Source organism: Chitinophagales bacterium (assembly GCA_013816805.1).
GTDB lineage: Bacteria > Bacteroidota > Bacteroidia > Chitinophagales > UBA10324 > MGR-bin340.
On sequence record JACDDS010000013.1, the window covers coordinates 24,471 to 39,571 of the forward strand.

Consider the following 15,101-nt stretch of genomic DNA (forward strand, 5'->3'; position numbering starts at 1 on the left):
GCACAATCATCAATATTAACGTGACGATAATATTTTTGCTGTAACCTCTTTACAGGGAATGAAACAATGAAATGAAAAAAAAAGAAAAAATTAAAATTTTTATTGCTGCAATTGTTACTTCAGTTGCAGGCGTATTGCATTACAGCCATGCAAATGCAGTGTTAGGGTTTATAATCACTGCAGCAGCCCTTGCAATGGTGGCAGTGATCGTTGGAGATGCTACCAGCCAGCTTGGAAAACGCCTGGGTCCCGGGGTCACTGGTATTTTACAATCTGCCCTTGGCAATCTGCCGGAATTATTTGTCTGCATTTTTGCGCTGAAAGCGGGGCTTGATAAAGTGGTGCAGGCTGCGTTAATCGGATCTATTCTTGGCAATTCCCTGTTAGTACTTGGGCTGGCTCTTCTTATTGGTGGTATTAAAAACGGAACCCAGCGTTTTATCTCCGAACCTCCTAAGATGATTGCTACCCTGATGATTCTGGCATTTGCTGCTCTTGCCATTCCCACATTAACCAAGATGTTGCACACTTCTGCAGAATCTCATATTAACCCGCTGGATACTTATGTGGCACTCGTTTTACTGGTCCTATTCGGGGCTAGTACCTATTTTTTTTTAAAGGGTGACCAGGCAGTGGTTTCAGCCGATCCGCAGCAAGATGCACATAGCTCTGCATGGTCACTTAGCTTAACAATTAGTGTATTGACAGCAGCCGGTGCCGCGGCTGCTTTTGTTTCCGATTGGTTTGTAGGTGCGCTTCATCCTGCCATGCAGACTTTGGGCATCAACGATACATTTGCCGGTCTTGTAATAGTAGCCTTAGCAGGTAATTCGATTGAAAACCTGGTTGGGATACAGCTCGCGTACCGGAATAAATCCGATTATGCAGTAAGTGTTATTATGAATAGTTCACTCCAAATAGCTCTTGGGTTATTCCCATTACTTGTATTACTTTCTTTTTTTCTGGGGGGTGCCATTTTATCTTTTGTACTGCCTCCTCTCCTTCTTGCTTGTCTGGCGCTGGCAGTAATTGTAAATGCATTTATCGTTTTTGATGGTGAATCCATCTGGCTTGAGGGCCTGGCTCTTGTAGGATTATACTGCCTGATTGCCGCAGCATTTTGGTGGGGATAGTAATTTCTTAGATTAATTAAGAATACACAGCTTCATAAGCTTTTAGAAAATTCCATACAACTTTAATATAAATGCTGAATTGAAAACTCTTACACTACTATAAATTAATTATTGTGTATTATATATCTATGAGTAACCTTTGCAGCTATGCTTAAAAATCCGGTTACACGTATTGCTTTGGTGGAAGATAATGCGGTTAACAGAAATACTTTTCAGCAAAAAGCACAACAAAATGCAGATTGGAAAATCGTTTTTGTTGCCACAAATGGTGAAGAGTGCCTGGAAGAATTAAAGGGCGCGCCGCTTCATATTTTACCTGAGGTGATCTTTATGGATTTGGAAATGCCGGGCCTGAACGGTATTCAAACTATTGCTTCAGGCAAAACACTATATCCGCAAATTCATTTTATTGTTTTGACTGTTTTTGATGACGATGAAAAAATTTTTGAAGCTATTAAGGCAGGTGCTTCAGGTTACCTGTTAAAGCATGAAAATGCTTCTTCTTTAATGGATGCTGTGAAAAATGTTCTTGAATCGGGAGGTGCTCCAATGAGCCCGGCCATTGCGCGAAAAGCCCTGCAAATGCTGAGTAAATCTTCACAAAGAAAAAATTACAAAGAATCTTTTTCAATCCCGGAAACAATCAGTGAAAGGGAAAAAGAGATTTTGCAGTATACAGTTAGTGGCCTGGATGCAAAACGCACTGCCGATATTTTAAAAATAAGTGTATTTACAGTCCGCAAGCATATAGCAAATATTTATGAGAAACTGCATGTGCAGTCAAAAGCGCAGGTTATTAGTCTCGCTCACAATAACCGGTGGTTTAATGTATAATTAATAGACTGGTCTGTCTGGATAATTATCAATTAAAAACCATTGATCTATTAACTTTATTTCCCGTTCAGCGGTGCATTTTACCGATTCATCGTTTACAATTCCCGTTCATCTAAATTGTGTTCTGCAAAATTTTTTTAGCTATAGAAACCTTTACTTTTGACGCCAAGATCTATTCCTAATCCCCCTAAAAAAATTATATCTCTCATGAAAACAATTTACAAAAGAATTTTAAAAATCAGCTCCACAGTTGTGCTGCTGTTCCTGTTCGCACTTGCTTCTAAAGCAACAATACAAATAGTTACCGTTCAGAATTTTTCTTTCTCACCCAGCAGCTTTACTGTTAATCTCGGTGATACCGTTAAGTGGGTATGGGTTGATGGCGGTCATACTACCACCTCTACTTCTATTCCTGCTGGTGCCACGTCATGGGATAGTCAAATCAATTCCGGAAATACTACCTTCAAATACGTTCCGTCCGTAGTAGGTACTTACAATTACCATTGTGCCATCCATCCTACTACTATGATAGGGAGCTTTTCGGTAGTGTGTGCCACACCGGATATTTCAATATCTGCTGATGGACCTAAAACTTTTTGCTCAGGCGGATCAGTTACCCTATCTCAAAGTGCTGGTGGTAATTTTACAAGCTATCAATGGCAGAATAACGGATCCAATATTGCCGGGGCAACCAATAATTCCTTGACGGTAACTAAAAAAGGTGACTACACATTAGTGGTAACCAACAGTTGCGGTGCTCAAAACACTTCTAATTCTATTAACGTTACAGTCAATAAATTACCAAAGGCTGATGTTACTCCTTCCGGACCAATAACTATCTGCCCTCCACAAACAGTTACGCTTTCCGTTACCACTACATCAGGAGCTACTTATCAGTGGTATAAAAACAACAATCCGATTGCAGGGGCTACAAATCCAACCTTAGATGTAAGTAAGGCTGGCAACTATACAGTAACCGTAATAAAAACGTCTACCGGATGCAGCAAAACTTCTAAAAAGGTAGTCGTTTCATCAGCATGTAAGGATGAATCTGTTAATCCTTTAACAGAGACTATTGGATATCCAAATCCTACCTCAGATTTCATGAACCTTAATATCCAATCATTGGATCATCCTGATGTGATTAACGTTTACGATCTTAGCGGAAAATTAATTACCTCTTACCAGGTGATAAATACTGAAATTAAAGTGGGTGAAAACCTGCTGCCGGGTATTTATCTTGTTAAAATTGAGAAGAATAATACAGTGCTGCAAACGGTTAAGCTGGTTAAGACGAAATAAAAAAATATATTTTTTCCATGGAAGGCGCATGTAAGTGCGCCTTTTATATAATCATCATCTCTTCGTACTAAATGAGAGCAATGTTCTTGTAGAAAAATTTTGCGACCCTGAATAGCAATCTTCTGTTCTTTCCCGAAGAATACCTATATACTTTGCAATAATGGTGTACCCGTCGCACCTGTCTGAAATTTTATAACATCCTTCTGATTTCCATTTCATTTCAGGACATTCAATTTTTGATATGGTTTTTTGTACCACAACGTCTCCTCCCTGCACATAATTGAATGTGGTGGCATCATTTGTAAGAAAAAAAACGGGTGACGAAAACCTTGCACGATTGCGCTGAGTGCCTACCTGGTATATGGTGTCATGCTGTATATACCATTCTTTTCCGTCGCTGAATTTAAATACCTTTTTTCCTTCCCACGTTTCTTCACTCACAATTTTTAACGTGTCGTGCCGGATTTGCAACTGTCCTTCCTGTACCACAGAATCCAGATATACCCAGAAATTCCCCACAGCGAGGGGCATTATCGGATTGGAGGTTTGTGAACCTGCAACCTGGTTACAGGTATTTTTTTCACTTACTATTGAAGTGATTATAAACATGCTCAGATATAGCAGGGTAATTCTCATGAAATTTAATTTGCTTTGTGAAATTCTATCTAAAAGTAAATGGACTTAAAAAAGGCTGTTTTAAACAAAGGAAAGCATTTACGCATTATCAATGGTCATCCCTGGATTTATGCAAATGAGATAGCCTCGCTTAGCGCAACACCTGAACCTGGAGAAATAGTAGATGTGGTCGACATCAAAAACCATTTCATCGGAAGAGGTTTTTATAATGAAAAATCACAAATAACCATTCGGCTTTTGACGAGAAATCAAAATGAACAGATTGATGAAGCGTTTTTTCGCCGGAAAATAAAAAGCTGTATTGCATACAGAAAGCAATTAGGTTACAATGAAAATTTTCGACTGGTTTTTGGAGAAGGCGATTTTATTCCGGCTCTTGTTATCGATAAGTTCGGGCCTTACTTTGTACTGCAGGCACTGGCTTTAGGAATTGACAAATGGAAAGAGGTAATAGCTAAGATTATAAAAGAAGAATTTCCGGTTCAGGGTATTTATGAACGTAATGATGTACCAGTTAGAAAACTGGAAGGATTGGAGGAACAAAAAGGATTTCTCTCAGAAACCTTTAACACTAAAATTGAGATAACCGAGAACGGTGTCAGGCTTATGATGGATATTGAAAACGGTCAAAAGACCGGATTTTTCCTCGATCAAAAAGACAACCGGGAAGCATTGAAATATATTTCCGGTGGCGCAGAGGTGCTGGATTGTTTTTGTTATACAGGATCATTTTCGCTTTTTGCCTTAAAATTTGGGGCTCATAAAGTTATTGGCTTAGATGCCTCAGAAAGCGCCATAAGCCAGGCCAGGGAAAATGCTTTGCTGAATAATTTCAGCAATTGTGAATTTAAAGTTGCGAATGCATTCGACCAGTTACCACTGTGGGTTAAAGAACACAAAATTTTTGATGTTGTGATACTTGACCCCCCAGCTTTTACAAAAAACCGCTCAGGTATAGAATCAGCAATACGGGGATATAAAGAGATTAATCTGCGTGCGATGAGACTGATCCGCAGCGGAGGATTTTTGGTTACTTTTTCCTGTTCTCATTTCATAGACCCTTCCATGTTTTTTGAATTAGTCTCACAGGCGGCGGCAGATGCAGGAAAAACAATTCGTCAGGTTAGCTACCTTTCTCAGTCTAAAGATCACCCGATAGTGTGGAATATTGATGAGACAAATTATTTAAAGGGATTTGTTTTACAGATACTCTAACCTGAAAACATTACAGCTTACATATCAAAGAGCTGACAGCAGATGTGTGGGGCAAGCATCAATAAAGATCGAGACGTACGAAGTTTTGCAAATGGTATTTACTTTGTAGAGGTTACAGATTCAGACAAAGAGACGAAAGGGAAATTAGTTATTGCACGATAAGAATGTATTGATTGCAGGAACCAGCAAGTTTACCCTTCCAGTCGTTTTGAATCTTTAATGGATTACTTATCCCTGCGGATAAGATCATGCGCTAAACCATTCAAATATTTTTTTTCATTGTCACCAATATTCACAAATTGTAAATGCTGAAGTGCCGCTTCAAAGTGGTTCTGCATTTTTTTTTCTGTAGTTTTTTCTATGTTGAGATCATAAAAAATGCTCAATACCGCTTTTATTTTTTCTTCTGAATTCCTCTGTTGTTCACTATACAACTGTAATAAACTTTGCCTCGTATGCTCATCAGCAATGTTAAGCGACTCTACAAACAAAAAAGTTTTTTTATTTTGAATGATGTCTCCTCCTTTTTGTTTTCCCACTTTCTGCGTCTCGCCAAAACTATCCAGCCAGTCATCTCTCAATTGAAAAGCAATACCTAATTCCAACCCAAAATTATAGAGATGATCAGCATCTGCAAGCAAAGCATTTCCAATAATGGCTCCCAGCTTTAAAGAACTGGCGAGCAGGGTAGCTGTTTTTAATTTAATCATCCTCAAATATTCTTCAGCTTTTATAACCTGCGCAGATTCGAAATTCATATCCATTTGCTGCCCTTCACAAACCTTGATTGCACATTCGTTGAACAAAGAAATTACCAGTGCAAGCTGCGAACTGTTTACGTTGACCAGGTACCGATAAGCATATACCAGCATAGCATCGCCTGAAAGGAGTGCACTCGTTTCAGTGTATTTTTGATGAACCGTAGAATGTCCCCTTCTCAGAGGTGCACGATCCATAATATCATCATGTATTAAGGTGAAATTGTGAAATAATTCAATGGCAATTGCCTGCGAAATGGCTTCTTCAGCAGCCTTTCCAAAAAGTTCACAAGCCATAAGTAACATGATGGGCCTGATTCTTTTGCCCGTGAGTTGAAGTATGTAATTGAACGGATCATATAGTTCTTTGGGATAACCCGAAAAGCTCTGCTTATTTAATGAGCTATTGAATAAAGCTTCGAGCTCTGCTACAGTCCTTCTGTTTATCACTTATTGTACCCTTAAGGTTTCTGTTGAAACATGGATTAATTCACAGGATAATCCATAGAATAAAATCTATAATTTTTAGTCATCTGCAAATGCAAAATCTATTGTTCGCTTACTTAAATTAGTACCAATTAAACGGACATTCACTTTGTCGCCCAGCTGAAATTTTTTACCGGTGCGCATACCTTTGATGCAGTGCTTTTTTTGATCGTATACAAAGAAATCACTGTGAATTGATTCCAGCCGTATCAGCCCTTCGCAAAAAGAGTCTTCCGTTAATACAAAAATTCCCCAATCTGTTACGCCGGAAATGATACCGGCGAAAACTTCCCCTGTATGGCTTTCCATAAACTCAACCTGTTTCAGCTTTACAGAAGTGCGCTCTGCCTCAGCCGCACCACGTTCCATTTCCGAGGAATGGTTGCATCGCTGTTCTAAGTTATGCTCAGCAACCTTATCACCGCTCAGAACTTTTTCAAGTATACGGTGCGCCATCATATCAGGGTAGCGGCGAATTGGGGATGTAAAGTGGGTGTAGTAATCGAAAGCCAAACCATAGTGACCAATGTTCTTTGTGGAATAAATTGCCTTTGCCATGGTACGGATTGCAAGTGATTCCAGCATGTACTGCTCAGGCTTACCGTGAAGCTTTACCATCATTTTATTGATGGAATGAGCTATATGCCTGGGAGTTGTAAAGTTTAGCTTATACCCGAATAACATAGCGAACTCAGCAAAATCCTTTAACTTCTCATCATCAGGCAAATCGTGAATCCGGTAAACAAACGGTATTTCCCGGCCTTTCCGCAGACCAATAAATTCTGCCACTTTCCTGTTTGCAAGCAGCATAAATTCTTCTATCAGTAAATGGGTATCTTTTCTTTCCTTAACAAAAACTTCAACCGGGCGTGCCTGATCGTCGAGGCGAAACTTCACTTCTACCGTATCGAAATTTATAGCACCATTTTTAAATCTTCGCTGGCGAAGCTGTTTGGCAATTGTATTTAAAATCTTTAATGGCTCACTTAAAAGATCTCTTTTGCCTTCCAAAATTTCATGTGCGCCTTCATAGCTGAATCGCCGGTTTGAATGAATAATGGTCTTTCCCATCCATTGGTCCTTAACCTCTCCGTTTTCATCCATTACTACTACAACGGAAAAACAAAGCTTATCAGCCTCTGGTGAGAGTGAGCATACACCGTTCGATAATTTTTCAGGAAGCATGGGAACACAACGGTCTACCAGGTAAACGGAGGTAGTACGAAGCGCTGCTTCCTTCTCTAACTGCGTGTTGGGTTTTATATAGTGGGTAACATCGGCAATGTGTATTCCTATTTCAAACATACCATCATTCAGTATTCTGAATGAAAGGGCATCGTCAAAATCTTTTGCATCTTCAGGATCAATAGTAAAGGTGGTTACATCTCTGAAATCCCTGCGATTAGCAATTTCTTCGGGGTCTATTTCAATTTTGAGATCCTGCGATTCATGCAATACCTCTTTAGGAAATTCTAAACGAAATCCGCTTTCAAGTAAAATCGCCTGCATTTCCGTTTCATTTGCGCCGACCTTACCTAATACCTTTACCACCTCTGCCGTTGGGTGCGGCATGTGATCCTGCCAATCTATCATTTTCACTACTACTTTGTCACCGATGTTCGCATTTCCTAATTTATCCGGGGGTATTAAAAAATTTACATCGATCTTTTTATCAGGAATAAACAAGTGCTGCCTGTTTATAGATTGAATAACTCCTATAAAAGTATCGGTGGCTCTTTTTGTTATTTTCAGAACCTTTCCTTCGGGTCCCTTCTTCCTTCTGCGCGTGATCATCACCCTTACGCTATCACCATCCAGGGCTGTTTTCTGGTTACGGCGATCTATCCATATATCTTTTTCACTATCAGGTGAAATCACATATGCATGTCCGCTCGATATCATGTCAATCACACCTTCCATAATATCTTCCCTGTATTCATTTTCAGATTCTCCATTTTCCTTTAGTTCGCGGGCAACATATTGAAATTGAGTTCCACGCGGCTGAAGAAATCCTTCTTCCAACAGCTGCTGCACGGCTGCATGCAGCTCATCTTTATCAAAGCGTTTAAACTTCTTTTTTAATTGCTTAAATGAAAAAAATTTACCAGGCTCCTGCAATAAGTAATCTGCAATGGCATTCTGTGCAGTGGATACTTTTGAACTATTATTTTTATTTGAAGACATACTTTTTACTTCTTAAAGCGCTTGCATAAATTTTAATTATCCATTGACTTATTTCTGAATGCTGCCTTTTCCCTGATACCAGCTAAATCTCCCTTTGGAATAGCATTGATTAATGTACGTGTATATTCACTTGCGGGATGAAAATATACCTCATCTGCCTTTCCTTCTTCAATAATTTTGCCGCCTTTCATTACCAAAATTCTGTCACTCATAAATTTTACAACTGAAAGGTCGTGTGAAATAAAAATATAGGTAAAATTAAATTCTTCCCGAAGATGAATCAATAAATTCAACACCTGGGCCTGGATAGAAACATCGAGCGCCGAAACTGATTCATCACAAACAATAAATTTCGGATTTAATGCAAGGGCCCTCGCAATACAAATGCGCTGCCGTTGACCACCTGAAAATTCATGTGGAAAACGATTAAAAAAGTCTGAATGCAGGTTCACTTTATCCATTAAATCCAATGCCCGCTCCCTGCATTCTTTACCACTGTTATATAACCTATGTACTATCATAGGCTCCATAATAGCATAACCTGCAGTTAAACGCGGATTAAGAGAGGAATAGGGATCCTGAAAGATAACCTGCAGATGCCTCCGAATATTACGCATTGCAGTATTATTTAACTGCACCAAATTACTTCCCTCAAACATTACCGTACCCGTGGTTGGTTTAATCAGCTGCAGTATGGAAAGCCCCAGTGTAGTCTTTCCGGATCCTGATTCACCAACCAGGCCAAGGGTTTCGCCGGGAAAAACATTAAAGGAAACGTCATCCACGGCTTTTATTTCTTTGGTTGCTTTTCCAAAAAGATTTCTTCGAACAGGAAAATGAGTTCTGATATTTATAACTGATAGAATTGGCTGCTTTAATTGAAGGTGTTGCAAACGATGCTCTGTTTCTTCATAGGATATTTCGTTTTTGTTAAAAGAATCATTTACTGAAAGCGGTATTTCTCTCACCTGCCCTGACTCTGTTTCCTCCATAAAATCATTAATCACCGGAAGTCTCCGCAACCTCTTTTGGAGAGGCGGCCTGCATGCAATCAATCCTTTAGTATAGGGATGCCGGGGCTCTGAAAAAATCTTCTCAACATTACCCTCTTCAACAATTTTCCCTTTATACATTACCACCACACGGTTTGCAATTTCCGCAACCACTCCAAGATCATGAGTAATAAAAAGCATGCTCATATTATTTTCTGTACGTAATTGATCCATCAATTCCAGTATACGGGCCTGAACGGTAACATCGAGTGCGGTGGTAGGTTCATCGGCGATGAGTATAGAAGGATTGCAGCTCATAGCCATTGCAATCATAACACGCTGCTTTTGACCCCCGCTTAGCTGATGGGGGTAGGAGTTAAAAATCCGCCCAGGATCATCAAACTTAACCTTTTTAAAAAGACCAAATGTCATTTCTTTAGCCTCCTGCTTATCCTTTTTTAGATGCAAAAGAATTGTTTCAGCTACCTGTTTCCCACAGGTTAACAATGGATTAAGAGAAGTCATTGGTTCCTGGAAAATCATGGCGATTTCCTTTCCCCGGTATTTCCGCATATCCTTTTCAGGAAGCGATAGTAAGTCAATGGGCGCGTGATCCTTTGCTTTAAATAAAATTTCGCCTCCTGTAATTTTGCCGGGGGAAGCTAACAGCTGCAGAATAGAAAGCGCAGTCACCGATTTACCTGAACCGGACTCTCCTACTATTCCAACAGTTTCGCCGGTATTCAGCGAGAAACTAATGTTGTTTACAGCAATAGTATGATCTGAATAAGTAGTAAAATGTGTTTGAAGGTTTCGAACGCTTAATATTTGTTCAATATGCAAAGTTTATTTTTCGGGATAAAAATAATGTATACTAAGTAAACTGTAATTTCATTAAAGTTCCATTTAAATACAATGATGCTAATGAATACAAGCATACAATTCCAAATTTATATTGCAGAGAATAGCACCTTATTACAAATTAACTTATTATTATTTTTTGATTTTTCGGTATCATATTTGCCAAAGCAAAACTTTCTAAACTAAATTAAGCACCATGGATGACTCACGCTTAAATCAACCTGACCCAGGGAAGCAGAATAACCGGATTATACTATTATGGGTACTCGTAGCTTTGCTGATTGGTATTAATATTTTTATGTATGTAAAGTTTGCTAAGAAAAGCACCGAAACTCAGCAGCTTACTGAAGAAGTGAACTCGGATAGTATTCGAATTGCTGATCTTGATACAAAATATAATGAATCACTGGTGAGCATTGAATCATACAGGGGTCAGAATGCAAAGCTGGATAGCATGATTTCAGTAAAGGAAAAACAATTAGTGAGCTATAAAGCTAACATTGATCAGCTTAAACGAAGCATGCGGATTAGTGCAGCAGATTATAAAAAACAACTGGATCAATTACAAGGAGTACAGACGGATCTGGAAGCACAGGTTCAGCAATTAAAAGATCAGAATCAATTACTTATTACTAAAAATGATTCTTTAGGCAGATCGCTGGCAGGGCAAATTTCTACTAATTCACAATTGTCAACTACAAACCAGGCTCTTTCAAAAAAGGTTTCCATTGCTTCTCTGTTAAAACCTACTTCTATTTCTGCTGAAGGTATACGCATGAAATCCAATGGAAAAGAAGACGAAACGAATAATGCTAAGAAGGTTGAAAAAATTAAAGTATGTTTTAGTGTTCCTGAAAGCCAGGTTGCAGATGCCGGGCAAAAAACGTTTATGATTAGAATTATAAGCCCAGAAGGAGTAACTCTCGCAGTTCAAAGCGCTGGTTCCGGAACTTTTAAAATGGCTGATACTGATGAAGAGCGGCAGTACTCAACTTCTACTACCATGGAGTATGATCAAACTGCAAAAAGTAATGTTTGCACTTATTGGCAACAAACCACTCCTTTTGCAAAAGGCTCTTACACAGCTGAAATTTACCAGGATGGTTACCTGGTGGGAAATACCAAAATGCAATTAAAATAAGTCTGAATTCTAAATAAAAGGCGCGACAAACCATTGTTGCGCCTTTTTATTTTGATCAATTAGTCCAATCATATATTTTCTGTACCATTAGAATATTGCTCTCACCTGTGCATTCCCGGTATTAATAAATTTCCCTACTCCTGTCTTTCTGCCCTGATAGCTTAATGAAAGTTCAATGAATGAAGATATCTTCCTGTCGAAGGTTACATTCACTACATAATTTTTACCGGGTTGTAATCCTTCAAGCATTGCATACTGAACAGGTGTATTGGATGGTCCATGATATTCGATATTGGAAAAAGTACCTTCTACGTCAATAACACTTTTTGATAGCACATTATATTTAACTCCTAAGGAAAAATTGTTATTATCAGACCGTTCTCCATTTTCTCCACCAATATTTTTACTTTTTTGAAATCCGTAAGTCAGTGATAACCTGAAAATATTACTGGGCTGATAAATTATCTGGGGAGTAGCGAGATATTCCTGTATGGCATAATCACTTTGAGAAAAGAGCTCTATCACATATCCTTTTTTAATGGCATCAGACTTTCCGATAAATGAAAATTTCCTGCTCAAATTCCACCGTAGCCTGATACCATAATCCTGCAGGGAACGTATTTCTATACCATTAGTAAGTAAAGTTTTAGAATAATTATTTGTGTATGTAAAGTCTAACCCGTATTTAGGATTACCCCTGTTAAAATAAAGAAATCCCGATAACAATGAACCTGTAGAGACAAGAAGGCTATCAGCAACCCGCAAAATAACCGGGTTAAATTGAGAGCCGAAATTTCCCGGCAATGTTTTTTTATTTAGCTGCAGTGTCAGTAAGGCAGAGAAGCGACTGAGAAATTGTTCTAATCCTTTCGGCTCTTTCCACAATGAGGCTGGATTAATGGAAAGGGATTCATTAAAAATATTTGAATAAACCTCGATATAAATATTAGTGGGAATAGAAATCCGTATATAGTTCGCATCATTTTGAAAAGTGGCTATCTCAAACTCATTGATTTGCTGTATGCCATCCTGATTATAATCAATCCAAATGTAGAGGCCTTGGCCATCCGGAACTTTTGTGTAAACATATTCTGTTTTTTGTTGCTGTGCGGACCCTAACTCATACAATGTATTTGATGTAATGAATCCCTTTTTAGCCTGTAAGTCATAGGTTAGCCTTCCCAAAATTGACTGATCTGGTTTTTGTTGTGTTATTAAAGTATCTGCAATTTTTAATTTCCTGTAGGTAATGTTTAGCCTTAGTATGCTGTTTGGGTTACTAAGGAATTCAGCTCCAACATTAGCTGTATTGCCAATAGTAGCTTTACCAAAACCTTTCACCTGTGGTGTATAATCTACTCTGGAACCATAATCTGCCCTCCACCTAATCTTGTTAGAATCACTGCTGTGGACATAAAACCTGCCTTCATTCCAGTAAAAACTCGAGAATAAAAGTGTATCTGCAGCACGCGAAGAAATCCGGTTGTTCTCCTGTTGACCATGTACACCCACTGTAATGCCATGTAATGATTTCAAACTTTGTGATAAATCTATGGTGGGCCTGAAAAAGTGTGTTTGCAGCTGGCTGGTTCTGGAGGTAAGATAACTGGCAAAAATCAATGCAGTAAATCCGTGTGTTGTAAAGCTGGAGTTAACCGAATTATTAAACCCCATATAAGCTGACTGCCGGTTAAAGAGAGAAAAGGCATACTGCACGTTCGCAATTTTTGACCGCTGAAGATTTGCATTCAACAATGCATAATGCTCATTGGTGTTAATGGTATCAATACCAATATTCCAATCCCTTTCAAATTCAACAGTGCGATAACGCTCAATCGGATTAAAATTTATCCCTTTAAACTCATAAGTGGCATTTACAAAAAGCTCCGTATGGTTTAATTTATTGATATCAATTTGCTGATGATATCCCAAATGTGAAGCCACTCCTGTATTATTATTATTGCTAACAACAGAAAAGGTATTCAGATCATGATTTGAAAAAGCACCTTCCCAGGTAAATTGCGTTTTTTCATTTAGTGAATAGTTAGTGCCGATAGTGACAAGTTGCGTTTTCTGTGGCGGAATAAGCGGAATTACCGGTTCATAATTTCCCTGCACAATACCGTTTAACGGCTGTACCCAATGGTACACCCTGCCGTTAGCCAGGTTAGAGGATAGAATATAATTACCATGTCCGGATCCTACATAAGAAAAGTTTAAGGCATATTTAGCACTATCCGGATTTGTTGAATAAACATAAATACGGTAATTAAGCGAATCGATCTTTTTATATAGAATCCTATCAGCGGTAAATGCCACACTATCCACGCTGGGTATATACGCTGCAGTCAGATTATCTCCAGCCTGTGATAAAATGATCTTGTCTGAATCCGTTAGTTCCTGTGAAAGCGGTTGATTTTTTGCATCCTGCTCAGAGTAAAAATTAAATTTTACATTCCATTTTTTATCCTGAAATTCCTGATTTATGTAAGCAATAGACCGGAAATAATTTTTATCGGAATATTGAAATTCAACCGAAATACGTTTATCCTTTGTGATTAACCTTGTGGGTGTGAATGAGATTTCTCCCGAATTATAATCTATAATATAGTCCGCATCGGCGCCCCGGTGAACCAGCACTCCATCGATAAATACGCGTTCTGTACCGGCAAGAATTATGATATATGTTTCTCCATTTACACCGGTTAAACGATAAGGACCTTGATTGCCCTCCTGACCTAAAAATTCGTTACGGGCATATTTACCTTTTGAAACGGCAATACTAGCCGCTGTTTTTAAATTCCAATCTCCCGTTTTATATGCAGTATTTAGATCAGCACCCTGCAATTTCTTATAGAAATTCATAAAGTAGCTTTCAGGTCGCGGCAATTCATAATCGCCTACAATAAGTGAAGAGCGGTTTTTTTTCAATTGAATAAATATCTTGTCGAAATCCTGGATCTGCTGTGTGTTTCCATCCGGCTGAATGGGAATATTATTGTCGGACAAAGCGCCAAGAACTTCCACATCGCCCGCTAGTTTTCCCTGCAGTTGAAGATTAAAATTTGAATTTACCACTACATCCTGATTATTGCCGAAAGATATTCCACGGGAGAAACTTCCGTTATAATCCATAGTGCCCAAATCTAATTTATCACCACCGAGCTCTGCTGCAGAATAGATGATAGGTAACCGGGCAAGACTGTCTCGTTTATTAAATTGGTTGAAGTCTTTATGAAATCTGTTAATAGTGAAGTTATATGGAAAGGCTTTATACGAAATGGTGATGGTATCGGTCTTCGGTTTAGTTTTCCATATTAACAGCTGATTAGAATAATTAATCAAATAGCTGGTTGATGGAATGGTATCCTGCGTAAGCTTTATCATCACAACAACAGAGCCTGGAAAAAAAGTGATTGAATCGATCTTTATAGTATCCGTATTGACATAAAACGTTTTAGACCGCAAATTTGAAAATTGCTGAGCTATCACACTTGTAGAAGAGAAAATGAATACAGACAGTACAGTATGTAAGAAAAAATTCCTCAACGGTGTGTTA

The 15,101-nt window shown here is 38.6% G+C and carries 10 protein-coding genes; 5 read left to right on the plus strand and 5 right to left on the minus strand.

Translation table 11 applies throughout. From position 1 onward, the window contains the following. Window positions 1-71: 71 nt before the first annotated feature. The 3 genes from H0W62_11580 to H0W62_11590 all read left to right on the plus strand — a co-directional run bounded on the left by H0W62_11580 (window position 72) and on the right by H0W62_11590 (window position 3,269). Window positions 72-1,133: a sodium:proton exchanger gene (locus H0W62_11580; GenBank protein ID MBA3649170.1), complete on the plus strand. Its 1,062-nt coding sequence runs from the start codon at window positions 72-74 to the stop codon at window positions 1,131-1,133. A 147-nt stretch (window positions 1,134-1,280) separates the two neighbouring features. Continuing rightward, window positions 1,281-1,967: a response regulator transcription factor gene (locus H0W62_11585; GenBank protein ID MBA3649171.1), complete on the plus strand. Its 687-nt coding sequence runs from the start codon at window positions 1,281-1,283 to the stop codon at window positions 1,965-1,967. A gap of 207 nt (window positions 1,968-2,174) precedes the next feature. Beyond that, window positions 2,175-3,269, plus strand: coding sequence for a T9SS type A sorting domain-containing protein (locus H0W62_11590; protein MBA3649172.1), 1,095 nt, complete (start codon window positions 2,175-2,177; stop codon window positions 3,267-3,269). A gap of 54 nt (window positions 3,270-3,323) precedes the next feature. Here the strand turns inward: H0W62_11590 and H0W62_11595 are convergent, their stop codons facing one another. Beyond that, window positions 3,324-3,905 carry a hypothetical protein gene (locus H0W62_11595; protein MBA3649173.1) on the minus strand — a complete coding sequence of 194 codons (582 nt, stop codon included), beginning with the start codon at window positions 3,903-3,905 and terminating at the stop codon, window positions 3,324-3,326. A 39-nt stretch (window positions 3,906-3,944) separates the two neighbouring features. On the opposite strand from H0W62_11595, the gene H0W62_11600 reads away from it, so the two are divergent. Continuing rightward, window positions 3,945-5,120: a class I SAM-dependent rRNA methyltransferase gene (locus H0W62_11600; GenBank protein MBA3649174.1), complete on the plus strand. Its 1,176-nt coding sequence runs from the start codon at window positions 3,945-3,947 to the stop codon at window positions 5,118-5,120. Window positions 5,121-5,344: 224 nt separating this feature from the next. Here H0W62_11600 and H0W62_11605 read toward each other — a convergent pair whose 3' ends face one another. From H0W62_11605 to H0W62_11615, 3 genes are all read right to left on the minus strand, one after another. Next, complete coding sequence (locus H0W62_11605) at window positions 5,345-6,328, minus strand: polyprenyl synthetase family protein (GenBank protein MBA3649175.1); 984 nt, start codon at window positions 6,326-6,328, stop codon at window positions 5,345-5,347. A 75-nt stretch (window positions 6,329-6,403) separates the two neighbouring features. Beyond that, window positions 6,404-8,548: a ribonuclease R gene (gene rnr, locus H0W62_11610; GenBank protein ID MBA3649176.1), complete on the minus strand. Its 2,145-nt coding sequence runs from the start codon at window positions 8,546-8,548 to the stop codon at window positions 6,404-6,406. Window positions 8,549-8,580: 32 nt separating this feature from the next. Continuing rightward, window positions 8,581-10,377 (minus strand): ABC transporter ATP-binding protein, encoded by a 1,797-nt coding sequence (locus tag H0W62_11615; GenBank protein MBA3649177.1) that lies wholly within the window; start codon window positions 10,375-10,377, stop codon window positions 8,581-8,583. 220 nt (window positions 10,378-10,597) lie between these two features. On the opposite strand from H0W62_11615, the gene H0W62_11620 reads away from it, so the two are divergent. After that, on the plus strand, window positions 10,598-11,542 hold the full coding sequence (locus H0W62_11620) for a hypothetical protein (GenBank protein ID MBA3649178.1): 945 nt from the start codon (window positions 10,598-10,600) through the stop codon (window positions 11,540-11,542). An 87-nt stretch (window positions 11,543-11,629) separates the two neighbouring features. Here H0W62_11620 and H0W62_11625 read toward each other — a convergent pair whose 3' ends face one another. After that, window positions 11,630-15,010 carry a hypothetical protein gene (locus tag H0W62_11625; protein MBA3649179.1) on the minus strand — a complete coding sequence of 1,127 codons (3,381 nt, stop codon included), beginning with the start codon at window positions 15,008-15,010 and terminating at the stop codon, window positions 11,630-11,632. Window positions 15,011-15,101: the final 91 nt, after the last annotated feature.

What these genes read in the sequence shown, in the direction of transcription:
- H0W62_11595 (MBA3649173.1), bottom strand. Translation starts at nt 3,905, where the DNA reads ATGAGAATTACCCTGCTATATCTGAGCATGTTTATAATCACTTCAATA.
- H0W62_11600 (MBA3649174.1), top strand. Translation starts at nt 3,945, where the DNA reads ATGGACTTAAAAAAGGCTGTTTTAAACAAAGGAAAGCATTTACGCATT.
- H0W62_11585 (MBA3649171.1), top strand. Translation starts at nt 1,281, where the DNA reads ATGCTTAAAAATCCGGTTACACGTATTGCTTTGGTGGAAGATAATGCG.
- H0W62_11590 (MBA3649172.1), top strand. Translation starts at nt 2,175, where the DNA reads ATGAAAACAATTTACAAAAGAATTTTAAAAATCAGCTCCACAGTTGTG.
- H0W62_11580 (MBA3649170.1), top strand. Translation starts at nt 72, where the DNA reads ATGAAAAAAAAAGAAAAAATTAAAATTTTTATTGCTGCAATTGTTACT.
- H0W62_11620 (MBA3649178.1), top strand. Translation starts at nt 10,598, where the DNA reads ATGGATGACTCACGCTTAAATCAACCTGACCCAGGGAAGCAGAATAAC.
- rnr (MBA3649176.1), bottom strand. Translation starts at nt 8,548, where the DNA reads ATGTCTTCAAATAAAAATAATAGTTCAAAAGTATCCACTGCACAGAAT.